Source organism: Dactylosporangium sp. NPDC049140, assembly GCF_040648435.1.
Genome location: NZ_JBEZDS010000006.1, coordinates 96,802 through 119,987, shown reverse-complemented (window position 1 = coordinate 119,987; position 23,186 = coordinate 96,802). Strand labels below are relative to the sequence as shown.

The window sequence follows — 23,186 nt, the reverse complement described above, 5'->3', positions numbered from 1 at the left end:
TCAGCCCCCCAGCCGGCGCAGCCCGGCGAGGACCGAGTCCGCGTCGGGCCGGTGGATCTCGTCGACGATCCGCCCGTCGGCGAGCAGCACCGCCCGGTCGGCGTGCCCGGCCGCGACCGGGTCGTGGGTCACCATGACGATCGTCTGGCCCAGCTCCCGCACGCTGCGGCGCAGGAACTCCAGCAGCCCGGCCCCGGTGCGCGAGTCGAGGTTGCCGGTCGGCTCGTCGGCGAAGACGACGTCGGGCCGGCTCAGCAGCGCCCGCGCGCACGCCACCCGCTGCTGCTGGCCGCCGGAGAGCTCGTCGGGCCGGTGCCGGAGCCGGTCGGCGAGGCCGAGCGTGGTCACCAGCTCGCGCAGCCAGCCCGGGTCGGGCTTGCGGCCGGCGAGGTCGAGCGGCAGCGTGATGTTCTGCTCCGCGGTGAGCGTCGGCAGCAGGTTGAACGACTGGAACACGAACCCGACCCGCTCGCGCCGCAGCCGGGTGAGCGCCCGGTCGGACAGCCCGGTGATCTCGGTGCCGCCGATGCGCACCGAGCCGCCGTCGACGGCGTCGAGCCCGGCCAGGCAGTGCATGAGCGTCGACTTGCCGGAGCCGGACGGCCCCATCACGGCGGTGAACTCCCCGGCCGCGAACTCGACCCCGACCCCGTCGAGCGCCCGCACCGCGGTGTCGCCGCGCCCGTACACCTTCACCACGTCGGCGGCCCGGACGGCCGCGGTACCACTGCTACTCGTCACGATCGGTGACGCTAGGCGCGCCGCGGACCCGCGTCGTCCGCGCGAGGTCGTACTACCTAAGCAGTACGCGCGATCGTCTCGGCGACGGCGGACGGCGACGGCATCGCGGCGATCTCGGCCACCAGCTCCGCGGCCCGCACGTGGTAGCCGTCGTCGGAGAGCAGCTTGGCGGCCTCGACGCGCACGGCCTGCGCGCAGCGCTCCGGGAACGGCACGACCCGGGCGGCGCCGGCCGCGCGCATCGAGGCCGCCATCGAGCTGCCCGACCCGCCGTGGTGCACGAAGAGCGCGCAGCCGGGCAGCACCTGGTTGTTCCCGACGAGGTCGCGGCCGGACGGCCACAGCTCGAAGAACGAGGCGTCGCCGCCGACGACGGCCGCGGTCAGGCCGGCCCGGCGGACCTGCTGGTGCAGCGGCCGCGGTACCGCGACGAGCACCTGGTCGCCGCGCAGGTGCAGGGCCCAGCGAACAGCCGCGCAGGTGCAGGGCCCAGCGAACAGCAGGGCCAGGTCGCCGAGGTACTGCTCGCCGAGGTCGGGCCGCAGCCGCCGCACCACCGGCAGCAGCCCGGCCTCCCGCTCGGCCGCCAGGGCCTCGAGCGGCCCCCTGCAGCGCGAGCGTCGCGTCGAACCCGGACAGCAGCCGGCGGTGCTTGGCCCCGTCCATCCCGGGCCCGGCCCCGATGGGCGTGACGGAGAGCAGCAGCTCGGGCCGGGTGAGCGCGACGGCGCGGGCAGCACGGGCACGAAGTCCTCCTTGGACCCCACCACCCCGGCACACAGCACGACTGCCGCATTGCGGTCGACGTCCGCGATGGAAGGTGGTCGAACCACCCGCGCCGTTTAGCTCGGGCTATAGTTGATGCGGCCCCCGGATCCCACGAGCCGTTGGACGATCAAGACCACCGTCGAGGTTCGCCAGTGGCTGCGCACGTTGCGGCAGACGGAGCCGGACACCTATCGCTCCGTCAACGTCGCCCTCGACATGAGATCGGTGGGGTCGTCGCCGCGATCCTTCATGTCCAGCATCTCCCGTAGATGAGCGGACGTCAGAAATAGGATGACCTTGCTCTCGAAGCCGCCGCAGCAGCCCATCGGCGCCGGCGGTGACATCGACCGGAACTCGGCCTGCGAGCCGCGCTGGGATCGCGCAATATTCGGCAACCACGGGTACGACATCCACATCGCGCCGATTCGAGCAACTCGCTGATGTAGTCGTCGACGAGCGGACCTTCCACGCTGTTGGGCGACAACACCGGCACGAATACGTCGCCGGGAGCGATGTTCGGCGGCACGACCGCCGTCGTCTCAGGGACCTTGATGCCGGCCTCACGCAGAGCCATGGTGAGGCGAGCGATCACGCCGCGGTCCTCGTCCGCACCGCTCAGGTAGACGTCGCGTGTGCGGTGAATCGCATCCCGATGTGCGCGACGACGGCCGACTTCCCTGAGCCGGGCGCCAGAAGAACCCGCATTCTGGTTTCGTCGACCGCGATGGCCCGCTCGATCGCCTCGACGGCACGCAGTTGGAGCGGCGGAGTCTCTCGGAAGAAGGCTGCGGTCACGCTGCGCAGTCTTCCTCGTCGGGCCGCGCTAGGTCCAGACGGGCCGGAGACATCTGCGGGTCGGTGGGAGTCAGTGCAGGATCGCGTCCGGGGGCAGTGACGGCAGGAGGGCCGCGCCGGTCAGTGGGGCCGTCTCGCCCAGTTCGGCCGGGAGCACCGTGACCCGCTGGTAGGTCAGGATCCGGGCGAGCGCCCCGCGCAGCGACGGCCACAGCTCGGCCCGGCTCAAGGGGATCGCGCCGCCCAGGGCGACCGCCTCCAGGCCCGCGCTCAGGGCGAAGTTCGCCACGCCCAGGGCCAGGCTCTCGGCGTACGCGCGCCAGAAGTGCTCGTCGTGGACGTCCGACAAGGGGCGGCCCAGGCGGCGGTGCAGGGCGCCGCCGCCGATCAGGGTCTGCAGGCAGCCGGTCTGGCCGCAGTCGCACGGGTGGTCGTTGCCCGCCACGAGCTGGTGGCCCGCCTCCGTCGTCAGCCAGACGCCGCCCAGGCGCAGGGCCGCGCCGACGCCCGTGGACAGGGTCAGGTAGCCGCAGCGGTCGTGGCCCCGCAGCGCGCCGGCGTGGCACTCGCCGAGCAGGCCGCAGGTCGCGTCGTGCGCGGTCCGGACGGGCGCGCCCAGGGCGGTGGACAGGTCGGCGGCGAGCGGGCGGCCCTCGTAGCCGCGCAGGTTCAGGGCCACCCGGACCTCGCCCGCCGGGGTGACGCGGCCGCCGAAGGACACGCCGATCGCGGGCGCGCCCGGCGGCACGGCCGCGATCAGGGCCGCCAGCTGGCGGTCGTAGTCCGGCTCGGTCGGGAAGCGGGTGGTCGCGTCCCCGTACCGTACGCGCGTCCAGGTGCCGCCGATGTCCAAAGCGGCCGGCCTCGCTCCAGCAAAAACATCAAACGAAATCGACACGACTCATTGTAGATGTGTGTAGATATTTGTGGGAATCTGGTCGTGGTTCACCCCACCGCCATGGAGGACCGCACATGAAGGCACGTCTTGCCCTGGTCGCCGCGCTCTGTCTCGTCGCCGCCCAGCTGATCAGCACCGGGCCCGCGGCCGCGGCCACCACCGTCACCATCAACGGGTCCGCCGCCGGGCGCACGTTCGACGGCGTCGGCGCCATCTCCGGGGGCGGCGGCAACAGCCGCCTGCTCTACGACTACCCGGAGCCGCAACGCTCCCAGATCCTCGACTACCTGTTCAAGCCCGGCTACGGCGCCGCCATGCAGATGATGAAGGTCGAGGTCGGCGGCGACACCAACTCGACAAGCGGCGCCGAGCCCAGCCACCAGCACACCGCGAGCGACCTCAACTGCAACCGCGGCTACGAATGGTGGCTGGCCGAGCAGGCGCGGGCCCGGAACCCGCAGATCAAGCTGTACGCCCTCGCCTGGGGCGCGCCCGGCTGGATCGGCAACGGCAACTTCTGGTCCGACGACATGATCAACTACTACATCAGCTTCCTGGACTGCGCAAAGAACAGCCACGGCCTGACGTTCGACTACATCGGCGGCTGGAACGAGCGCGGCTACGACAAGGGCTGGTACGAGCGGCTGAAGACCGCGCTCAACGGCCACGGGTACAGCAACGTCAAGGTCGTCGCCGACGACACCAGCTGGAACCCGGCAAACGACGTGGTGAGCGACCCGGCGTTCGCGGCCGCCGTCGACGTGCTCGGCTCGCACTACGTCTGCGGGTACCGCGGGGCCCAGACCAACTGCCCCAGCAGTACCAACGCCGTCAACAGCGGCAAGAAGGTCTGGGCGAGCGAGAACGGCTCCGACGACTACAACCTCGGCGCCGTCGCCCTGGCCCGCGGCATCAACCGCGGGTACATCGACGGGAAGATGACCGCGTACATCAACTGGCCGGTCATCGCGGCGATCACCCCGAACATCCCGTTCCCGACGATGGGCGTGGCCCTGGCCGCCCAGCCGTGGTCCGGCAACTACTCGGTCGGCAAGAACACCTGGGTCATGGCCCACACCACGCAGTTCACCGCCCCGGGCTGGCGCTACCTCGACTCGGCGTCGGGCTACCTCGGCGGCAACCGGGCCAACGGCTCGTACGTCACCATGCGCGACCCGAACACCGGCAACTACAGCGTCGTCATCGAGACGATGGACGCCACCGCCGCGCAGCCGTTCACCGCGACCGTCACCGGCGGCCTGTCGACCGGGGCCGTGCACGTGTGGTCGTCGCTGCTGAGCAGCACCAACCAGGCCGACTACTTCGCGCACACCACCGACGTGACCCCGTCCGGCAGCACGTTCACGGTGACGCTGCAGCCCGGCCGGGTGTACACGCTCAGCACCACCACCGGCCAGGGCAAGGGCACCGCGACGTCCCCGGCCGCCGGGAGCCTGGGGCTGCCGTACACCGATGACTTCAACGGGTACACGATCGGGCGCGAGGCGAAGTATCTCGCGGACATGCAGGGCGCCTTCGAGATCGCCCAGTGCGGCGGGACGAAGTGCGTGCGGCAGATGTCGCCGCGGGCCCCGATCACCTGGGACGACCTCAGCGACCCGTACGCGCTGCTGGGCGACCTGGGCTGGAGCAACTACAAGGTGTCGACCGACGTGCTGCTGGAGCAGGCGGGTTACGTCGAGGTGATCGGCCGGGCCGGCACCCAGCACGCGTTCGGGCCAGCGGGCCTCAACGCGTACTACCTGCGCCTGTCGAACACCGGCGCCTGGACACTGCTGCGCAACGACGTCAACAACGCCATGACGACCCTGCGCAGCGGTACCGTGGCCGCGCCCGGCACCGGCACCTGGCACAACGTCGCCCTGACGTTCTCGGGCACCAACCTCACCGCCCAGATCGACGGCGCCACGGTGGCCACCCTTACCGACTCGGTGTGGAGCACCGGCCAGGTCGGCATCGGCACCAGCCAGGGCGAGACCGCGCAGTTCGACAACCTGTCGGTGACCGCCGTCGCCGGGCCGCCCCCGCCGGTCAGCGGGCCCCTGGTGAGCGCACAGTCCGGCCGCTGCCTCGACGTGCCCGGCCAGTCGCAGACCAACGGCACCCAGGTCGAGATCTGGGACTGCAACGGCGGCGCGAACCAGCAGTGGACGCAACTTTCCAACGGCGGCCTGCGGGTGTACTCGAACAAGTGCCTCGACGTGCTGAACAACGCGACGACGACCGGGGCCCCGGTGGCGATCTGGGACTGCAACGGCGGGGCGAACCAGCAGTGGACCGTGCGCTCCGACGGCACGATCCTGGGCGTGCAGTCCGGGCTCTGCCTCGACGTCACCGGCCAGGGCACCGCGAACGGCACCCTAGTGGAGCTCTGGACCTGCAACGCGGGCGCCAACCAGCGCTGGACCCGCTGACCCTTCTAGTGCCCGGGCTCCTTCGCGGGAGCCCGGGTCAGGAACCCCGCGACCATGTCCGTGAAGTTCGGGCGGGCGATGCAGGGCGCGTTGTGCGCCGAGCGCGGCAGGACCAGCGTGCGCGCGTCCGGCATCACCGCGGCCAGCTTCTCGTTCATCGCCCGGTAGTAGGCGCCGCTCTTCGCCCCCGCGACCAGCAGGGTCCGCGCGGTGACGCCCGCGTACTGCGCGGCCGGCCCGCCGGTCGCGGTGATCTCCTCGGTCTCCAGCATGGTGCCCGGCAGCAGTTCGCCCATCATGCGCCCGACCGGCGTCTTGAGGAACAGCCGGGAGATCGCCACCCGCACCCCGAACGGCAGCGCGTTGAGCTGCAGGCCGCTGCTCATCACCGCGATGGCCCGCGGGATGTCCCCGGCGTCGATGTAGGCGCGCATCTGCGGGATGTACGCCGTCGGGAACACGCTGTCCACGTTGACGGTGCCGTCGTACAGGATTATCGAGTCGAGGTCGAGCTCCAGGGCGGCCCGCATGACGACGAGGCCGCCGTAGCTGTGGCCGAGCACGTTGCGCGCGCCGGTGCGCTCCAGCACCGTCGCGAGGTCGGCGACCTCGTCGTCGACCGTGTACCCGGGCGGCTTGGGCGGCTCGCCGGCCCGGCCCCGCCGGTTGTAGAGGTGGACGTCCACCCGCCCCTTGAGGCGCTTGGCCAGCGGCTCGTAGTACTTCGCCGTGATAGCCCCGCCGTGCACCACCACCAGATCCATGACCCCTCCATATCTGCGAACGCTGTTTGCAGTTTACAGTAGTGGGGTGGAGGAGAGCCAGTCGATATTCCAGCGGCCGCCGCGGGGCACCCGGGGCCCGGCGCCGGGGCACAGCCGCGAGGAGATCGTGGCGGTCGCGGTCGCGCTGGCCGACGCCGACGGGCTCGGGGCCGTGTCGATGCGCGCGGTCGCCGCGAAGCTCGGCACCGGGGCGGGCTCGCTCTACCGGTACCTCTCCTCGCGCGACGACCTGCTCGACCTGATGGCCGACGCGGCGATCGGCGACCTCCGCCCCTACCCGGAGGCCGCCGACCCGATCGACGCGCTGGTGCTGCTGGCCCAGCGGCAGCTGACCGTCTACAAGCGACACGCGTGGCTGCTGGAGGCGGTACAGCAGACCAAGGGCTTCGGCCCCAACGGCCTGGCGTACTTCGACCACTGCATCGGCGTCCTGGCGCCCGTGCGGCGCCCCACGACGGCGAAGTTCGAGGCGGTCGCGATGATCACCGGCGTCGTGTCGCTGTTCGCGCGGCCGCAGCCGGAGGGGCTCTCGTTCGCGGCCATCGACTTCTCGCGGTACAAGAATCTGGCCGCGGCGATCGCGGAGGCGTCCTCCGGGGCGCTGCAGGCCCCGGAGGACGTCCCGGATCTGTTCGAGCGGACGGTGCGCAGCCTCCTGTCGGGCCTGCTGCGGCTCTAGCGGCGGGCCCACTTCTGGGCGCCGGTGCCGTTACAGTCCCAGAGCTGCACCTTGGTGCCGTTGGCGGTGCCGCTCGACGTCACGTCGACGCACTTGCCCGAGCCCACGCCGACGACGCTGCCGTCGGTGTTGAACGTGAACTTCTGCGCGTTCGTGTTGTTGCAGTCCCAGAGCTGCACCTTGGTGCCGTTGGCGGTGCCGTTGGCGTTGATGTCGAGGCACTTGTTGCCGTACAGCCGCAGCTCTCCCGCCGCCGTGCGCGTCCACGACTGGTTGGCGGCGCCGTTGCAGTCCCAGATGATGAGCTGGGTGCCGTTGGCGGTGCCGCCCCCGGAGGCGTCGAGGCAGCGCCCGGACTGCGGGTTCACCACTGCGGCCGCGGTACCGACCGGAGGTACACCGCCGCCCTGGAGGCTCGCGGGCACCGACTGCAGCGCGGAGTACCACCGCGCCCCCATCTTGTCGTAGCCGCCCGCGTTCGGGTGGACGCCGTCGGCCAGGTCGGCGGTGGTGATGGCCGAGTGCATGTCGACGAGGTGGGTGCGCGAGCCCTTGCCGGCCACGACCCCGGGAACGGCGGCGTTGTACGCCTGCACCCGCGCCTCCAGCGTCGGGTCGCTCTCCGGGGTGATCTGGGCGACGAACAGCTCGACGAGGGGGTCGTTGGCCCGGATCTTGTCGATCAGCGCCGACAGCCGCGCGGGGGCGTTGGCGATGTCGTAGTTCTGGTTCATGTCGTTGGTGCCGATGTGCAGCAGGATGGTGCGTGGGGCGTAGGAGCGCAGCCAGCCGACGATGTTGGCGTCGAGCTGGTCGATGCGCCAGCCGGAGTGGCCCTCGTGGTCGTGGTCCCCGAGGTTCGCGGGCCCGTTGAAGCCGGAGCCGACGAAGTCCACGGTGTACCCACCGGCGGCGAGGCGCTGCCAGAGGTTGATGCGGTAGCCACCGGGCACGTTGTAGCCGTCGGTGATCGAGTCGCCCAGCGGCATGATCTTCACGCCGCCGTTGGACTCCGCGTATGCGGGCGCGGCGGCGCCCAGCGCGGCCACGACCATGGCGGCGGCCAGGCCGATAGTGGTCAGGATTCGTCGCATGCCGATTCCTCCCTGGGGAGATGGCCTGCACGCCGCCCTGGCGGAGGCGGCGTGCAGGGGTCTTCGGGGGCTGCCGGCACATTGATTGTCAGCGATGTTCACGGCCGCGTCGAGCCGGCGGCACCACTCGGCGCGACGAGTGATCCGCCGGTTGCGCCGAGCGGTCGGGCCACGTGATCAATGCTGCTTTTTGTTGGGTCCGAGCGGCGCCGATGCACCGCTGGGCGCACAATCCACCGATGGGAAACACGCTGACCATCGACTGTGGCGGCGGCGGCCTGAAGGCGGCCGTCGTCGACGACGCGGACGCGCTGGTCGGCGGCCCGATCCGGATCCCGACGCCGTACCCGTTCCCGCCCGACCGCTTCATCCGCGCCCTGCTGGACATCCAGTCGCAGCTCCCGGCCGCGGACCGGGTCACCGTCGGCCTGCCCGGCATGATCCGCCACGGCCGCGTGGTGGCCACCCCGCACTACGTCAACCGGGCCGGCCCGCACACCCCGGTCGACCCGGAGCTCTACGCGGCCTGGACCGGCTACGACGCCCGGGCCGCGCTCAACCGCGCCTTCGGCCGCCCGGTGCTCGTGCTCAACGACGCCGAGGTACACGGCGCCGCCCTGGTCGACGGCACCGGCCTGGAGCTGGTCATCACCCTCGGCACGGGCCTGGGCAACGCGCTCTTCGACGACGGGGCGCTCGCGCCGCACCTGGAGCTCTCGCACGGCCCGATCCGGCGCAAGAAGACCTACGACACGTACATCGGCGAGATCCAGCGCCGCGAGCTGGGCAACGCCCGCTGGTCACGGCGCGTGCGCCGGGTGGTGGACGGGCTGCGGCCGGTCTTCCGCTGGGACCGCCTCTTCATCGGCGGCGGGAACGCGGCGCTCATCGACGCCGAGGCGGTGGCCCGGCTGGGCGACGACGTGACGATCGTGCCGAACACCGCGGGGGTGCTCGGCGGGGCGCGCGCCTGGAAGCTGATCGGCGGCTGACGCGGCCTTTGGACCAGCCGCCGACGGTCGAACAGACGACGCCGGCGGTCGGACGGTCGGTGACGGCGCCGCTTCGGCCGGTAGTGACCCACGTCTACACGCCATACGCTGCGGGCGTGGCGGACTGGGATGCCTACCGGCAGCATCAGCAGGAGGCCCACCGCCGCGGCGGGTTCCGGCTACGGCTCGAACGCGGCGGTGGTCCGGTAGCACCGCCCGGCGCAGAACCCGCTGCCCTGTGATCAAGAGGTGCGGATGTCCAACCATGAGGTCGGCTCGATCCACGTCCACGCGCCCGGACAGCAGATCGGTGACCACAATGTGCAGCACAACCACTTCCGCGACACGGGTCCGGCGTACGCGCTCGTCCGCCACGCCGAGTTCGCCGGACGCGGTGCCGGGGCCGAGGAGCCGGGCTGGCTGCGCCGGCAGCCGAGCCGGCTGCTGGACGCCCGCAACGGGATCGTTCCGTTCCAGGGCCGTGAGAGCGAGCTCGACCAGCTCGCGGCCTGGCGCGACGACGACGTGCCGGAGCGCCATCTGCTGGTGCACGCTTACGGCGGTCACGGCAAGACGCGGCTCGCCGCGCACTTCGCGGGGCTTTGTACGGAGTTGAACTGGACCGTGTGGCATGCGCGCCAGGGCCCCGTCACGGTCGAGCGGCCGGCGCACGGCACCGCCGACGGTGCCGGACTGCTGCTGATCGTCGACTACGCGGATCGGTGGAACCACACCGACCTGGTGCGCCTGTTCGCCGATCCGCAGCTGCAGCACGGACGGCTGCGGGTACTCCTGCTGGGGCGGGGCGCCGGGTGGTGGCCCTCGATGCGCGGGGAGCTGGCGGAGACCCGCCACACCGTCGCGACGGATCTGCGGCTGGGCCCGCTGGCCCCGACCGCCGCGGACCGGCTCGAGGTGTTCGCCGCGGCGCGTGACCGGTTTGCCGCCGCGGATCTGTACGACATCGCGGAACCCCGGCGGGTCGCGGCGCCGGGTGCCCTCGAACACGCCGGCTTCGGCCTGGTCCTGACCGTGCACATGGCCGCGCTCGTCGCCGTCGACGCCGCCGCGCGGGGTCACCGGCCGCCGGAGGATCCGCACGGCCTCTCGGCGTACCTGCTGGACCGCGAGTTCGTGTCCTGGCAGCGGCACTACCAGAGCGGGCTGAAGGACCGGGAATACAAGACGCCCCCGACCGTGATGGGGAAGGCGGTGTTCGTCGCGGTCCTCACCGGCGCGATGCCGCACGTCGCCGGCGAGCGCGTGCTGACGCGGTTCGGCCTCGAGGTACACCCGCATCGAATTCTGGCGGACCATCGGACGTGCTATCCGCCCGTGGACCGCGCCCTGGTCTTCGAGCCGCTCTACCCGGATCGCCTCGCCGAGGACCTGCTGGCGCTGCTGCTGCCGGGGCACTCCATCAGCGCCTACGACCCGGACCCGTGGAGCGTCGACGTGCCCGCCGCACTGCTCGCCCGGGTGCAGGGCGGCGCACCCGGCTTCACCGCCCGGACCGTGACGTTCCTCGCCGCGGCCGCGGACCGGTGGCCGCACGTCGGCCCCCGGATGCTGTACCCGCTGCTGCTGGCCGATCCCCGGCTGGCCCTCGATGCCGGCGCCGCGGCACTGACGGCCCTGGCCGAGATCGATGCCGACCGGCCGCTCCGCGATGACCACCTCGCCGTCCTGGAAGCGGTCGAGGCGATTCTCCCGCAGGGCCGGGACGTCGACCTCGACGCCGGGATCGCCACGCTCTGCGCCCGCCTGACCGCCCACCGCCTCGCCCTGACCGACGACCCGCTGGAGCGCGGGCAGCTGTACGAGCGGCTCAGCACGCGGTTCTGGCGCGCCGGCCGCAACGACGAGGCGCTGGCGGCGGGGCGGGAGGCCACCGCCATCGCACGCACCCTGTCGGCGATGGACTCGGAGCTGTTCGGCTCGCAGCTGGGCTTCTCCCTGTCCAACCTCGGCGTCCAGCTCTCCCTGACCGGCCGGGTCGGCGAGGCGCTGCAGACGTCGGCCCGGGCCGTCGACATGGTCCGGCGGGCCGTCGGGAACGATCCCCTGCGGCTGTCGGCCGACTTCGCGCTGGTCCTGTCGAACCACGCGATGCGGCTCCGGCAGGCCGAACGTCTCGAGGAGGCGCTGGCGGCGGCCCGGGAGGCCGAGACGGCGATCCGGCTCGCCGCGGCCGCCGACGGCGGCGGGCACGACGCGGATCTGGCGGCCGTCCTGGCCAATCTCGGCGTCACGCTGGCCGCGGCGGGCCGGCCCGCCGAATCGGTGGTACCGACCGAGGAGTCCGTGTCGATCCGCCGCGCCCTGGTGCGGCGCGACAGGGCCGCGTTCGAGCCGGACCTCGCCGCGGCACTGTCCAACCTGGCCAACCAGCTGTGCGCGTGCGGCCGCGCCGCGGAGGCGGTCGAGCCCGCGCAGGAGGCGTTCGACCGCACTGCGCGGCTGGCCGCGGCCAATCCCACCGCGTTCGACGCCGACCTGGCCGCCCGGGCCACCAACCTCGCCAACGCCTTCGCCGGCGCCGGACGGCACCGCGAGGCGTTGCGCGCGTCCGAGACGTCGGTCGAGGGAGCCCGGCGCCTCGCCGCGCAGAACCCCGCCGTGTTCGCCCCCTTGCTGGCGACGGCGCTCGCGACGCTGGCGATCGGCCTGCAGGACGTGGGCCGGCCCGGCGAGTCGCTGGCCGTGACGGCCGAGGTGGTCGAGATGCGCACGGCGCTCGCCGAGGACGATCCGGCCGTGTTCCGGCCCGCGCTGGCAACGGCCCTCGTCAACCTCGGGGTGGGCCTGGCGACGCTCGGCCGCGCCACGGAGTCCGTTGCGGCGCTCCGGCACGCGATCCAGCTGCTCCGCGCCGACTCCAAGGGCCACGAACTGGGCCTGGCACGCGCCTTGGTCCAGCTCTGCGGCAGTCTCTGGTCCGCCGGGATGAACGCCGAGGCGCAGGCGGCCGGGTCGGAGTCCGTCGCGATCCTCAGGCGTCTCCGCCTCGCCGCGCCCGGCGCCCACGACAAGGACCTCGGCCAGGCGCTGGGCAATCTCAGCATTCCGCGGTTCGCGCTCGGTGCGCACGACGCGGCGATCGCCGACAGTACGGAGGCGGTCGGGATCCTCCGCCGGTCGGCCCGGAACAACCCGGCGGGCGACGAGCCGCAACTGGCGCACGCGCTGACGAACCACGCGGGGCTGCTGGCCAAGCACGCCCGCCACGACGAGGCGCGGGCGTCGATCGACGAGGCCCTGGTCCTGGCCCGGCGCGCCGTCGACCGGCACGCGGAGGCGCATCAGCCGGAGCTGGACCGTGTTCTGCAGATGAGCGCCGCCATAGCGCTGGCGGCCGAGCAGATCAAACCCGGGACACGGGTGTCCGGGCCGGCCGTGCCGGTGTCCGACCCGGGGGTGCCTGTGCCCGACCCGGCCGTGCCTTTGCCGGACACGGCCGTTCCGGACCCGCCGTTGCTCGACCAGGCCGTTCCGGACCCGGCCGTTCCGGACCCGGCCGCGGTGATCGTCATGATCGAACGACTCGTGGCGCGCCGGGAACAGACCCTGGGCCCCGACCACCCGCACACGCTCGTCGCGCGGCAGGGCCTGGCCCAGGCGCTACTGCGGGCGGGGGAGGTCGAGCGAGCCTGCGTCCTGCTCGAGCAGTCGCTGGCGGATCACGACCGCGTCTTCGGCCGCGACCATCCGGACACCCTCGTCGCGCGCAACAATCTCGGACACGCGCTGACAACAGCGGGGCGCCCGGCGGAAGCCCTGCCGCTGCTGGAAGCGAACCTGGCGGGGCTGGAGCAGACCGTGGGCGCCGACCATCCGGGCATCCTGACGGCGCTGGCGAACATCGCCCGCGCGCACAACGAACTGGGCCACCCTGACCGCGCCGCGACACTCATGGAGCGCGCCGGCACGATCAGCCAGGCCGCGTACGGCCCGGACCACGAGCAGACGATGATGGCGCACCTGCTCATCGGCCGATTCCGTTACCTGGCGGGGGACGCGGCCGGCGCGTTGCCGGCGTACGAACGCAGCCTGGAGGACCACGTCCGCGTGCACGGACCCGAACACCCCGCGACGATCGAGCTCCGGACGGAGCTCGACACCGTACGCGCGGCCGCCTCGTGACGCGAGTGCGCAGCCGCGGTCGCGGTTGACGTGTAACGCGAGGCGGGCTCCGTGCTTTCATGTCCGGGTGGACGACGCGGAGCAGTGGTTCCGGCGAGGCGACGAACTTGCCGATGCGGGTGGACCGGCCGAGGCCGAAGCGCGGGCGCTGCTGAGTGCGGCGGTGGCGGCCGGGCACGGCCCGGCCCGGGCGCGACTGGCCGACTTTCTGCTCCATCAGTACTCGGGCGCCGACGCCGCGTCCCATTCGGAGGCCCTGCGGCTGCTGGGTGAGGCGGTGGCCGCCGATGGGCCCGGTGCGCGGAACATGCTCGGCCTCACGCTCTGGGACGACGGTGTGCTGGACGACGCCGAGGAGCACCTCCGGGCCGCGGTCGCGGAGGGGGATCCGGACGCGCCGGTGAACCTGGCCGGGCTGTTGCACCAGAAGGGCGACGACGCCGGGGCGTTCGCGTTGCTGCGGCAGGCGGCGGAGCGTGGCGACGGGCCGGCCTACTGGATCGTGATGCGGCTGCTGCCACGACACGGCCGGACCGCGCGGGAGGTGGCCGCGGCCTACGAGTCGGCCACTTCCCCGCACGAGCGGCCGGTGTGCGTCCTCCTCCCCGCCGGCGCGTGGCAGCTCGACCCCTCGGTGTTGCCGGTCGACTGAAAAAGAATCCGGAAGGAGGTGTCGGATCGCGGCAGGACCGTTCGTAGCGGTGGATGAGTGAGGATTGAGCCGTGAGCGAGGAGCAGCGCCTTCCCGGCGGGAACACCGGTGGAGCGGTCCGTGTCGGTGACACCGTCCGGCGCGTTCCGGGGCGGTGGACGCCATCCGTGCACGCGCTGCTCCAGCACCTGGAAGGGGCCGGCTTCGGTCAGGCGCCGCGGGCGTTGGGCTTCGACGAGCAGGGCCGGGAAGTGCTGTCGTACCTGCCCGGCGAGACGGTCGGGGTCGCCCGGCCCTGGCCGGCGTGGGTGCACAGTGATGACGCGCTCCGCCAGGTTGCTCGCTGGCTTCGGAGCTTCCACGCCGCCGTCGCGAGCTTCGTTCCCCCGCCCGGGGCGGTCTGGCGCGAAGGCGGGGCGTGGCGGCCCGGCCTGGTCGTCGGCCACAACGATGCCGCGCCCTACAACGCGGCGTGGGCCGATGGCCGGCTCGTGGGCTTCTTCGACTGGGACTTCGCCGCGCCCGTCACGCCGGAGTGGGACCTCGCGTTCACCGCGTTCGCCTGGGTGCCGCTCCACGCCCGTGACGTGGTGCGGGCGGAGGGGTTCACCGCCTTTGCGGACCGGCCTCGGCGGCTGCGGTTGTTCCTCGACGCGTACGGGTGGGAGGGGCCACCCGGCCCGTTCGTCGACACCGTCCGGCAACGCGTCAGCGCCTCGGCCGCCGGCATTCGGCGCACCGCGGCCGCCGGTGATCCGGCCTATCGGCTCATGATCGAGCAGGGCGTCGATGTGGCGCTGGATACGGCGGTGCGGGAGCTGGCCGGCTTTCAGTCCGGCGGCGAGTCCTCGACGTAGTCGCCGAACGGCTCGATCGATCCGCCCCAGCTCGTTGCGGCTCTGCCGGGTCATCGTCCCGGCGGCGCAGCGGTACGACCAGTGCGCGCCATGGGCCCTACGCTATTCGACGCAGAACTCGTTGCCCTCCGGGTCGGTCATCACGGTCAGGTCGTCGCCGGCGTGCCGGACCTTCGCGCCCAAGGCCTCCAGGCGCGCCACCTCGGCCGCGATCGGGCCCGGGGCGCGCAGGTCGAAGTGCAGGCGGTTCTTGGCGGTCTTGGGCTCGGGCACGCGCTGGAACCAGATGTTCGGGCCGCCCCAGCCCGCGGCCTCGACGAAGGCGCGGTCCGGGGTCGAGTCCTCGTCCACGTCGGAGCCGAGGGCCGCGGCCCAGAAGCGGGCCTGGGCGAGGGCGTCGGTGCAGTCGAAGGTGACGCTCTTGATGTAGGTCACCCGGCCACGGTATCGGCGAGGGCCACCAGGCGTCGTCCGAGTTTCGCGACCTCGTCGCGCAGGGCGTCCGGGCGCACGACGGTGAAGTCCCAGCCCAGGCCAGCCAGCATGCGGGCCATGCCGTCGAGGTACTCGGCGCGGCAGACGAGCCGGGCGTCGCCCCCCGCGGGGCTTACCGCGCCCACCGTGGCGGGCACGCGGCGGCGCACCTCGTCGGGGGTGGCGCGCAGCAGGACCTCGACCTCGTGGCGGTACGGCACCGCGGCCAGCCCCGCGACCACGTGCCCGGCCGCGTCGAACGCGGCGGGCGCCTCGAAGCGCGTCTCCCCCACCGACACCGAGCCGATGCGGTCCAGCCGCAGGGTGCGCAGCTCGCCGCGGCGGTGGTCGAAGCCGCTCGCGTACCAGCGGCCGGCGTGGAAGACGACGCCGTACGGGTCGAAGTCGCGCTCCGAGTCCTCGCCGCGCCAGGAGCGGTAGGTGAGCGTGACACGGCGGCGGTCGCGGGCCGCCTCGCCGAGAGAGAGCAGATGGCGCACGTCGAACAGGCCGCCCGCCCGCGCCGGCTGGGTGAAGCCCAGGGTCTCGCGCACCGCCTGCACCCGCTCGCGCAGCACTGCCGGCAGTACCCGCTCGATCTTGGCCAGGGCCGACGCGCGCGCGGCGGTGCCGATGCCCAGGCCGAGCCGCTCGGCCGCGAGCAGGCCGAGGACGACGGCCACGGCCTCGTCGTCGCCGAGCATCAGCGGCGGCAGGCGGTAGCCCGGGGCGAGCCGGTAGCCGCCGTACCGCCCGCGCTCGGCCCGCACCGGGAGCCCGAGGTCGGCCAGCGCGGCGGCGTAGCGGCGCACGGTGCGCTCGTCGATGCCGAGCCGCTCGGCCAGCTGCGGACCGGTGATGCCGGGCTGGGCCTGGAGCACCTCCAGCAGCGCGAACACCCGCCCGGTGGACTGTGACACGGGCCACTCCTCCGAGGCCGTTGAATCAGGACCGGATTCGCCCTGATTCCATCGTACCGTCGCAGGCATGACGAACTTCGTGTTGGTTCCCGGGATGTGGCTCGGCGCGTGGGCGTGGGACGAGGTCGCGGAGCCCCTGCGCGCGGCCGGGCACCGCGTCGCCGCGGTGACGCTGGGCGGGCTGGCCGAGCGGGCCGGCGAGGACGCGACGCTCGAGTCGCACATCGACGACGTGGTCGCCGCGGCCGGCGACGCGCCGGAGGTAGTGCTCGTCGCGCACAGCTACGGCTGCTTCCCGGTGCGCGGCGCGGTCGAGCGGCTCGGGGACCGGGTGCGGCGGGTGGTGTACGTCGACAGCGGCCCGGTTCCGGACGGCACCGCGCAGGCCGACTTCGGCGGGGGCAAGCCGCCGCGCGCCGACGTGCCGCCGCCCTCGTTCGACCCGGCCGACGACCCCGCGCTGTTCGCCGGGCTGGAGGGGCGCTCGGAGTGGATTCATGAGCAGAGCACCCCGCACCCGCAGGCCACCGTCGCCGCCAAGCTCCGTCTGGCCCGCCCCGAGCAGCCCCCGACCGACCTGGTGATCAGCACGTTCACGCGGGAGAACGTGGAGCAGATGATCGCGGCCGGGCACCCGTTCTTCGCGGGCCTCGACCGGCGCGACTACCGCGTGCTCGAGCTGCCGACCGGGCACTGGCCGATGTTCAGCCGCCCGGCCGAGCTCGCCGCGCTCCTCGCGAAGGCCTGATCAGACCCGGTCGTACACGGTGTTGGCGTTCGGGTCGGTCAGCGACTTCGCGGTCCAGGAGTTCTTGCCGCACTCGTACGGCTGCGGGTTGTTGTGCGGCTCCACGGTGTTGTTCAGCGCCTGCTTGCCGTCCACGTCGACGGTGATGGTCACCGTGCTGCCGGTCGAGGTGAACAGGATCTCGTGGTTGGCGGTCTTGAGGTCCCACTCGTTCTTGCCGGTGAACGTCGCCTCGACGTCGTGGCCGTCGTCGGTCCGGCCGGTGTAGCGGGCCCCGGACCAGTCCTCGGTGCCCTTGCCGTCGACGGAGATCTTCCACGTGCGCCCGCCGCCGCTGAGCTTGGTCTGGCCCATCTTCTTGCCGCCGACGGTCACGCTGCTGAGGTCGAACAGGGCGCTGTACTGCGTCTGCTTCCAGTTGCCGACCAGGCAGGAGTCGACCGGCCCGACCTGGGCGTCGGTCCTGCCCGCGCTCGGCGCGGCGGCGGTGGTCGCGGCCGGGCCCTGGCCCGGCGTCGCCGGGTCGTCCTTGCGCACGACGACGACCACCACGACCGCGATGGCGACGACGGCGAGCACGGCGAGGCTGGCGATGAGCGCGATGAGCCCGCTGTTGCGCCGCGGCGGCCCCGGCGGCGGGTAAGCCGGCTGGTAGTGCTGCTGGGGCGGCGCGGAGTACGGCGGCGGGGCGGAGTACGGCGGCGGCTGGGGCGGAGCGGAGTACGGCTGCGGGTTGTACTGGCCCGTGTACTCCTCGCCGTGCGGCGACACCTCATAGTGTTCGTACGGCTGCGTCATGGTTCCTCCCCGTGGTCATACATTCGCGTACGAGGATGGCACAGGGCCGCCCGTGTAAGGTTCACTCCCCGCGCGCAGGTCCCGGGCCCGGGTACGACCACCGCATTGAGCTGTATCGAAGCGCTTGCTTCAATCCACGGCATGCGATGGCGTTTGGTGTCCACGGTGACGGCGGTGCTGGCCCTGCTGACCACGTCGGTCGCGCTGGCGTGGCCGAGCTCGGCCGCGGCCGCGCCGGTGCGGATCATGCCGCTGGGCGACTCGATCACGGGCTCGCCGGGCTGCTGGCGGGCGCTGCTGTGGCAGCAGCTGCAGGCCGGCGGGTACACCAACATCGACTTCGTCGGCACCCAGGCCCCGCAGGGCTGTTCGGTGCCGTACGACGGTGACGGCGAGGGCCACGGCGGTGCCCTCGTGACCGCGGTCGCCGACCAGAACCAGCTCGTCGGGTGGCTCGACGCGACCCACCCCGACGTGGTGCTCATGCACTTCGGCACCAACGACGTGTGGAGCAACCGCAGCACCGACACGATCCTGGCGGCGTACTCGAAGCTCGTCGACCAGATGCGCGCCAGCAACCCGTCGATGCGCGTCCTCGTCGCGCAGATCATCCCGATGAACCCGTCGACGTGCCCGGAGTGCGCGCAGCGGGTGGTCGCGCTCAACGCCGCGATCCCGGGCTGGGCGGCCGGCAAGACCACGGCGGCGTCGCCGATCGTGGTCGTGGACCAGTGGACGGGCTTCAACACCGCCACCGACACCGGCGACGGCGTGCACCCGAACGACAGCGGCAACCAGAAGATGGCCGCGCGCTGGTACCCGCCGCTGGCCCAGGTCCTCAGCGGCGGCGTCCCGACGAGCCCGTCGCCCACCACCAAGAGCCCGTCACCTTCGAAAAGCACAAGCCCCAGTGCCTCTTCGGTACCGTCGGGAGGCTGCGCGGCCACCTACAAGGTGACGAACCAGTGGCCCGGCGGCTTCCAGGGTGAGGTCACGGTCCGCAACGCCGGCACCGCGGCGATCAAGGGCTGGACGACCCGCTTCACGTTCACCGCGGGCGAGACGGTGAGCCAGGCCTGGAACGCGACGGTCACCCAGTCCGGCGCCGTGGTCACCGCGGCCAACGTGGCCTGGAACGGCGCCCTGGCCCCGAACGCCTCGGCCACGTACGGCTTCATCGGCACCGGCACCGGCGGCACCCCGGCCGTCACCTGCGCGGCGAGCTAGGACACCCCCCTCGGCGATCCCGGGAGCCCAATCGGCCGGTTACGGCGCGGGGTTACCTTTTCGGGTGTTTCACTCGCGCACGGCGGCCATCCGCGCGGCCGGGGTCCGCAGCGCGACCGCCGCCGGGGCCACCGCCGCGATCACCGCCACCACGCCGCACACGGCCGCCACGCCGAGGACCGGGGTCCACGGCACGACCAGCGCCACCTTCGCTCCCCCGGCGCTCAGGTGCGGCACCATCGCCAGCAGCACCCCGCCGGCCAGCGCCCACGCCAGCGCCAGCCCGGCCGCCGTGGCCAGCAGGGCCTCGACGCCGACCATGCCGAGGATCTGGCGGGGCGTGGTGCCGGCCAGCCGCAGCACGGCGAGGTCGCGGGAGCGGTCCGCGGTGGCCATGACCAGGGTGTTCGCGATGGCGATGGTGGTGTACAGCAGCGCCATCCCGAGCACCGTGAGCAGGGCGAGGTCGTTCATGCGGCGCTGCTCGGTCTCGAGGCCGGTGAAGTACTGGGCCGGCGTGAGCCGGCCCGGGTCCGCGGACGGGCCGGACAGGTAGACGGCGTCGGCGTGGCCGGGCCCGAGGGACCAGGGCAGCAGCACGGCGTCGTCGAGGTCGACGGACGGGTCCAGCACGCCCGCGACGCGCAGGTGGACCGGGGTGGAGTCGTCGAGCCAGAAGTCCGCGGTGTCGCCGGCGCGCCAGCGCATCGAGGCGGCCAGGGCGTGCCCGACGACCACGGTGCCGTCGGCCGGCTCGGCGCTCACGCGCATGACGCGGGCCAGGCCCGGGCCGGCGAAGAGCGCGTCGAACGGCTCGGCGTAGTCGTCCTGGTTGATGTACACCACCGAGCGCGCGACGGGGACCCCGCCGTCCGGCACCCGGACCGGGTTCACGAGCACACCGGTCGCGGTGAGCCGGGCGGCGCCCGCGTCGGCCTGGGCCTGCCAGATGGTGGCGGTGGCGGACAGGGTCGTGGCGGCGATGCCGGCGGTGACGAGGATCGGGGCGACGGTCGACGCGGTCCGGCGCACCGCCGTGCGGGCCCCGTCCCGCGCGAGGGCGGCCGTCACGCCGGGGAGCAGGCGGCCGGCCAGCCAGGCGGCGCCGGGGGCCAGCAGCGGGGCGAAGAGCGCGACACCGGTGATGGCCAGCTGGGCATCCAGGAGTACCAGGGCGATCGCTTCGGGCCCGTCGACCGGGACCCAGATGAGCATCGCGGCCGTCCCGCCCAGGAACAGCAACCCGAACACCCAGCGCCCGGCGGTCATGACCCGCCGCTCGACGGAGGCCTCGCGCAGCGCCTCGATCGGCCGGACCCGCCCCGCCCGGCGGGCCGCGACCATCGCCCCGGTGAGCGCCACGAGCAGCCCGGCGCCGAACGCGGCCAGCAGCGGCCACCACACGAACCCGGCGGTGAACCCGGCCGGCGCGAAGCCGTTGCGGCCTATGAAGTGCGCGAACGGCGGCGCGGCGAGCAGCCCGGCGGCGCAGCCGGCCAGCCCGGCGACCGCGCCGACGACCAGCGCCTCGCCGAGCACGAGCCGGCGCACCTGCCGCGGCGTGGCCCCGGCGGCGCGCAGCAGGGCCAGCTCCCGCCGCCGCTGGGCCACGGCGAAGGCGAACGTGCCCGCGACCACGAACACCGCGACGAACGCGGCCACGCCCGCCGTGGTGCCCAGCAGCGACGCGGCGACGGCCAGCAGGTCGCCGTCGGGGTTGGGCTCGGCCTCGGCGCGCGCGTCGCCGGTGAGCACGCGCGGGCCCTCGCCGACCGCGGCCCGCACCTGCTCCGCGGTCCGGCCCCGCACCGCGAGCGCGTCGATCCGGCCGCCGCTGAGCTGCTCGGCGGCCCGGTCGGTGAGGTACACCGCGCTCGGCCCGCCTACGGTACCGGCCACCGTGAACTCGCGGCCGGCGATGGTGACGCGGTCGCCCGGGTGCCCGCCGGTCGCCACCACCTCGTCGTCGGCGCGCGGCCCGGCATCGGCCGGGATGCCGTGCAGCGCCGCGGCCGACCACGGGTGGGCGTTGCCGGGCAGCCAGCGGTCGACGACCGCCCCGGGCAGCCGCGCGGGCAGGTCCGCGGGCAGTGCGCGGGAGCGGTTGGTGGAGGTGCTGCTGGCGTACTCGTCCTCGGTGCCGGCATCGACGACGACCGTGATGCTGTTCTGGCCCGCGACGACGACGTCGGCGGTGTCGTACCAGACCGGCCGGCGCGCCCCGCCGACGCTGGAGGCGAGCGTGAGGCCGGTGGTGGCCAGCAGCGCGACGCCGAGCCCGAGCGCGACGAAGAGGCCGGCGAAGGAGGCCCAGCGGGCCCGTACCGTCTGCAGCGCGATCCCCAGCATCGTCACACCCCCGCGCCGTCGGTCTCGAGGGCGGTCATCCGCTCGGCGACCGCCTGCGGGGTCGGGGCCGCCATCTCGGCGGCCACGCGCCCGTCGGCCAGGAAGACCACGCGGTCGGCGTGGGCGGCCGCGAACGGGTCGTGGGTGACCATGACGACCGTCTGGCCCTGGCCGTCCACCATGGACCGAAGCAGGCCGAGAACCTCGCGCCCGGTGCGCGAGTCGAGGGCCCCGGTCGGTTCGTCGGCGAAGAGCACGTCGGGCCGGGTGATGATGGCCCGGGCGATGGCGACCCGCTGCTGCTGGCCGCCGGAGAGCTCGGCGGGCCGGTGCCGGGCCCGGTCGGCGAGCCCGACGGCGTCGAGCACCGCCCGCACCTCCCGGCGGGACGGCTTGCGCCCGGCCAGGCGCAGCGGCAGGGCCACGTTCTGCTCGGCGCTCAGCGAGGAGAGCAGGTTGAAGGCCTGGAACACGAAGCCGATCCGGTCCCGGCGCAGCAGCGTCAGCCCGGTCTCGTTCAGCGTCGCCAGGTCGGTGCCGGCGACGCGTACCGTGCCGGCGGTGGGCCGTTCCAGCCCGGCGGCCGCCTGCAGCAGCGTTGACTTGCCCGACCCGGACGGCCCCATGACGGCCGTGAACGTCGCCCGGGCGAACCCCAGTGTCACCGAGTCGAGCGCGACCACGGTGCCGAACCGCTTGTGCACGCCCTCGAGCGCCACGACGTCTTCGGTCATGGACCAATCTCACCGCGTACGGGGGCCCCGGTTCACGCCCGCGGGCCGGTGTCCTCGCGGTAGGGACAGCCCTACACCGGGTGCACCTTCCACGGCGCCGTCCTCAGGCCGCCGCGGGAATCGATGCCCGTCTTGAGCCGTTCGCCGGTCTCGTGGGAGATTCCGGGGGCCTCGTAGGTCGGCACCTCGACGGCGGTCGCCGTGAACGTTTCCTTGCCGGTGCCCTCGTAGTCGATGCGTACGACGGTCGGACCCTGCACGGTCTCCAGCAGGAGGAACACGTGGCCGGGCCCGCTGAGCGGCGGGGTGCGCCGGCCCAGGTCGATGCAGCTGGACACCTCGCCGAAGGGCGACGAGCGGGCGAACAGCGAGCAGGCCTGCGGCTCCTGGTCGGCCAGGAACGACGAACGCTGGGGGAAGCCCACGGCGAACGGGCCGCCGCCACACACCAGCACTACCGCCGCCGCGGCGGAGGCCGCCCACCCGAGTCGATTCATGCCGACATTGTTAGCAGATATCCTGCTGCGCGTGGCGCCGTGGGAGGACCTCGCGTTCGATACGTACGACGAGTTGTGGGCGCGCGTGCCCGACGACCCCCGTCCGTCGGTGACGTTCGATCTCAGCGGCTTCTTCACCGCGGAGGTCCAGGCCGAGTTCAACGCGGCCGAGCGCGCGGTGGACAGCCTCGCGCACCTGGCGTTCGTCCGGGTGCTGCCGCCGGACACGCCGCTGCTGGTGCTGAACTGGGAGCACGCGTCGCACCGTTTCTGGCCGCACCGCGTGACCACGGCGCCGCCGTGGCTGGTGGTGCCCAACGGCGACCACTACGTGGTCGGGACCGAGGACTTCGCGCTGGGCACGCGGGGGCACCCGTGGGAGCAGACCCTGCAGGTCTGGGGCGAGCCGCTGCTGCAGGTACTGGTACCGATGCTGGCGTGGCTTCCTCGTAAATCATGAAATATCCGAAAAGTCGCGGCGCGGAGCGCCCGACTTTCCGCGCGGCGCGGCGCGGAGCGCCCGACTTTCCGCGCGGCGCGGCGCGGAGCGCCCGACTTTCCGCGCGGCGCGGCGCGGAGCGCCCGACTTTCCGCGCGGCG

At 73.2% G+C, this 23,186-nt stretch carries 22 protein-coding genes; 9 read left to right on the top strand and 13 right to left on the bottom strand.

The annotated features are described in order from the left end of the window. From AB0B76_RS12745 to AB0B76_RS12725, 5 genes are all read right to left on the bottom strand, one after another. Positions 1-741, bottom strand: coding sequence for an ABC transporter ATP-binding protein (locus AB0B76_RS12745; protein ID WP_360373974.1), 741 nt, complete (start codon positions 739-741; stop codon positions 1-3). 56 nt (positions 742-797) lie between these two features. Continuing rightward, positions 798-1,298, bottom strand: coding sequence for a hypothetical protein (locus tag AB0B76_RS12740; RefSeq protein WP_360373971.1), 501 nt, complete (start codon positions 1,296-1,298; stop codon positions 798-800). A 399-nt stretch (positions 1,299-1,697) separates the two neighbouring features. Further along, positions 1,698-1,925, bottom strand: coding sequence for a hypothetical protein (locus AB0B76_RS12735; protein WP_360373968.1), 228 nt, complete (start codon positions 1,923-1,925; stop codon positions 1,698-1,700). Between the two features lie 199 nt (positions 1,926-2,124). Further along, positions 2,125-2,304, bottom strand: a complete 180-nt coding sequence (locus AB0B76_RS12730) for a hypothetical protein (RefSeq protein WP_360373965.1) — start codon at positions 2,302-2,304, stop codon at positions 2,125-2,127. Between the two features lie 70 nt (positions 2,305-2,374). Beyond that, positions 2,375-3,202 (bottom strand): ROK family protein, encoded by an 828-nt coding sequence (locus AB0B76_RS12725; RefSeq protein WP_360373962.1) that lies wholly within the window; start codon positions 3,200-3,202, stop codon positions 2,375-2,377. A gap of 74 nt (positions 3,203-3,276) precedes the next feature. On the opposite strand from AB0B76_RS12725, the gene AB0B76_RS12720 reads away from it, so the two are divergent. Then, positions 3,277-5,637 carry a ricin-type beta-trefoil lectin domain protein gene (locus AB0B76_RS12720; RefSeq protein WP_360373959.1) on the top strand — a complete coding sequence of 787 codons (2,361 nt, stop codon included), beginning with the start codon at positions 3,277-3,279 and terminating at the stop codon, positions 5,635-5,637. Between the two features lie 5 nt (positions 5,638-5,642). Here the strand turns inward: AB0B76_RS12720 and AB0B76_RS12715 are convergent, their stop codons facing one another. Next, positions 5,643-6,401 carry an alpha/beta fold hydrolase gene (locus AB0B76_RS12715; RefSeq protein WP_360373956.1) on the bottom strand — a complete coding sequence of 253 codons (759 nt, stop codon included), beginning with the start codon at positions 6,399-6,401 and terminating at the stop codon, positions 5,643-5,645. A gap of 46 nt (positions 6,402-6,447) precedes the next feature. Between AB0B76_RS12715 and AB0B76_RS12710 the strand changes: the two genes are divergently transcribed. Next, complete coding sequence (locus AB0B76_RS12710) at positions 6,448-7,101, top strand: helix-turn-helix domain-containing protein (protein ID WP_360373953.1); 654 nt, start codon at positions 6,448-6,450, stop codon at positions 7,099-7,101. Here the strand turns inward: AB0B76_RS12710 and AB0B76_RS12705 are convergent. Continuing rightward, positions 7,098-8,195, bottom strand: a complete 1,098-nt coding sequence (locus tag AB0B76_RS12705) for an RICIN domain-containing protein (protein WP_360373950.1) — start codon at positions 8,193-8,195, stop codon at positions 7,098-7,100. The two genes, AB0B76_RS12710 and AB0B76_RS12705, sit on opposite strands and share 4 nt — an antisense overlap. Positions 8,196-8,434: 239 nt before the next feature. On the opposite strand from AB0B76_RS12705, the gene AB0B76_RS12700 reads away from it, so the two are divergent. From AB0B76_RS12700 to AB0B76_RS12685, 4 genes are all read left to right on the top strand, one after another. Further along, the gene (locus AB0B76_RS12700; protein WP_360373947.1) at positions 8,435-9,187 is read left to right on the top strand and encodes an ROK family protein; all 753 of its coding nucleotides are present in this window, start codon (positions 8,435-8,437) and stop codon (positions 9,185-9,187) included. Positions 9,188-9,442: 255 nt separating this feature from the next. Continuing rightward, positions 9,443-13,330 (top strand): tetratricopeptide repeat protein, encoded by a 3,888-nt coding sequence (locus tag AB0B76_RS12695; protein WP_360373944.1) that lies wholly within the window; start codon positions 9,443-9,445, stop codon positions 13,328-13,330. A gap of 67 nt (positions 13,331-13,397) precedes the next feature. Further along, positions 13,398-13,982, top strand: a complete 585-nt coding sequence (locus tag AB0B76_RS12690; RefSeq protein ID WP_360373941.1) for a tetratricopeptide repeat protein — start codon at positions 13,398-13,400, stop codon at positions 13,980-13,982. 71 nt (positions 13,983-14,053) lie between these two features. Then, positions 14,054-14,839: a phosphotransferase gene (locus AB0B76_RS12685; RefSeq protein ID WP_360373938.1), complete on the top strand. Its 786-nt coding sequence runs from the start codon at positions 14,054-14,056 to the stop codon at positions 14,837-14,839. A 102-nt stretch (positions 14,840-14,941) separates the two neighbouring features. On the opposite strand, the gene AB0B76_RS12680 is transcribed toward AB0B76_RS12685, so the two are convergent. After that, positions 14,942-15,274 carry a VOC family protein gene (locus AB0B76_RS12680; protein ID WP_360373935.1) on the bottom strand — a complete coding sequence of 111 codons (333 nt, stop codon included), beginning with the start codon at positions 15,272-15,274 and terminating at the stop codon, positions 14,942-14,944. After that, positions 15,271-16,233: a YafY family protein gene (locus AB0B76_RS12675; RefSeq protein ID WP_360373932.1), complete on the bottom strand. Its 963-nt coding sequence runs from the start codon at positions 16,231-16,233 to the stop codon at positions 15,271-15,273. Before AB0B76_RS12675 ends, AB0B76_RS12680 begins: the two co-directional genes overlap by 4 nt. Positions 16,234-16,300: 67 nt before the next feature. Between AB0B76_RS12675 and AB0B76_RS12670 the strand changes: the two genes are divergently transcribed. Next, positions 16,301-16,981 carry an alpha/beta hydrolase gene (locus AB0B76_RS12670; RefSeq protein WP_360373929.1) on the top strand — a complete coding sequence of 227 codons (681 nt, stop codon included), beginning with the start codon at positions 16,301-16,303 and terminating at the stop codon, positions 16,979-16,981. Here the strand turns inward: AB0B76_RS12670 and AB0B76_RS12665 are convergent, their stop codons facing one another. After that, a complete protein-coding gene (locus tag AB0B76_RS12665; RefSeq protein WP_360373927.1) occupies positions 16,982-17,779 on the bottom strand; it encodes a hypothetical protein in 798 nt (265 codons plus the stop codon). A 141-nt stretch (positions 17,780-17,920) separates the two neighbouring features. On the opposite strand from AB0B76_RS12665, the gene AB0B76_RS12660 reads away from it, so the two are divergent. Next, entirely contained in the window at positions 17,921-19,006 is a 1,086-nt protein-coding gene (locus AB0B76_RS12660) for a cellulose binding domain-containing protein (RefSeq protein WP_360373924.1), read from the top strand. A gap of 69 nt (positions 19,007-19,075) precedes the next feature. On the opposite strand, the gene AB0B76_RS12655 is transcribed toward AB0B76_RS12660, so the two are convergent. From AB0B76_RS12655 to AB0B76_RS12645, 3 genes are all read right to left on the bottom strand, one after another. Next, positions 19,076-21,355 carry an ABC transporter permease gene (locus AB0B76_RS12655; RefSeq protein WP_360373921.1) on the bottom strand — a complete coding sequence of 760 codons (2,280 nt, stop codon included), beginning with the start codon at positions 21,353-21,355 and terminating at the stop codon, positions 19,076-19,078. A gap of 2 nt (positions 21,356-21,357) precedes the next feature. Continuing rightward, the gene (locus tag AB0B76_RS12650; protein ID WP_360373918.1) at positions 21,358-22,089 is read right to left on the bottom strand and encodes an ABC transporter ATP-binding protein; all 732 of its coding nucleotides are present in this window, start codon (positions 22,087-22,089) and stop codon (positions 21,358-21,360) included. A gap of 71 nt (positions 22,090-22,160) precedes the next feature. Continuing rightward, the gene (locus AB0B76_RS12645) at positions 22,161-22,586 is read right to left on the bottom strand and encodes a hypothetical protein (RefSeq protein ID WP_360373915.1); all 426 of its coding nucleotides are present in this window, start codon (positions 22,584-22,586) and stop codon (positions 22,161-22,163) included. 31 nt (positions 22,587-22,617) lie between these two features. On the opposite strand from AB0B76_RS12645, the gene AB0B76_RS12640 reads away from it, so the two are divergent. After that, positions 22,618-23,046, top strand: coding sequence for a DUF2716 domain-containing protein (locus tag AB0B76_RS12640; protein ID WP_360373913.1), 429 nt, complete (start codon positions 22,618-22,620; stop codon positions 23,044-23,046). Positions 23,047-23,186 lie beyond the last annotated feature (140 nt).

Coding starts and splice junctions, on each gene's coding strand:
- AB0B76_RS12665 (WP_360373927.1), bottom strand. CDS start 17,779: ATGACGCAGCCGTACGAACACTATGAGGTGTCGCCGCACGGCGAGGAG.
- AB0B76_RS12720 (WP_360373959.1), top strand. CDS start 3,277: ATGAAGGCACGTCTTGCCCTGGTCGCCGCGCTCTGTCTCGTCGCCGCC.
- AB0B76_RS12695 (WP_360373944.1), top strand. CDS start 9,443: ATGTCCAACCATGAGGTCGGCTCGATCCACGTCCACGCGCCCGGACAG.
- AB0B76_RS12700 (WP_360373947.1), top strand. CDS start 8,435: ATGGGAAACACGCTGACCATCGACTGTGGCGGCGGCGGCCTGAAGGCG.
- AB0B76_RS12645 (WP_360373915.1), bottom strand. CDS start 22,586: ATGAATCGACTCGGGTGGGCGGCCTCCGCCGCGGCGGCGGTAGTGCTG.
- AB0B76_RS12705 (WP_360373950.1), bottom strand. CDS start 8,195: ATGCGACGAATCCTGACCACTATCGGCCTGGCCGCCGCCATGGTCGTG.
- AB0B76_RS12650 (WP_360373918.1), bottom strand. CDS start 22,089: ATGACCGAAGACGTCGTGGCGCTCGAGGGCGTGCACAAGCGGTTCGGC.
- AB0B76_RS12715 (WP_360373956.1), bottom strand. CDS start 6,401: ATGGATCTGGTGGTGGTGCACGGCGGGGCTATCACGGCGAAGTACTAC.
- AB0B76_RS12670 (WP_360373929.1), top strand. CDS start 16,301: ATGACGAACTTCGTGTTGGTTCCCGGGATGTGGCTCGGCGCGTGGGCG.
- AB0B76_RS12660 (WP_360373924.1), top strand. CDS start 17,921: ATGCGATGGCGTTTGGTGTCCACGGTGACGGCGGTGCTGGCCCTGCTG.
- AB0B76_RS12735 (WP_360373968.1), bottom strand. CDS start 1,925: ATGTGGATGTCGTACCCGTGGTTGCCGAATATTGCGCGATCCCAGCGC.
- AB0B76_RS12655 (WP_360373921.1), bottom strand. CDS start 21,355: ATGCTGGGGATCGCGCTGCAGACGGTACGGGCCCGCTGGGCCTCCTTC.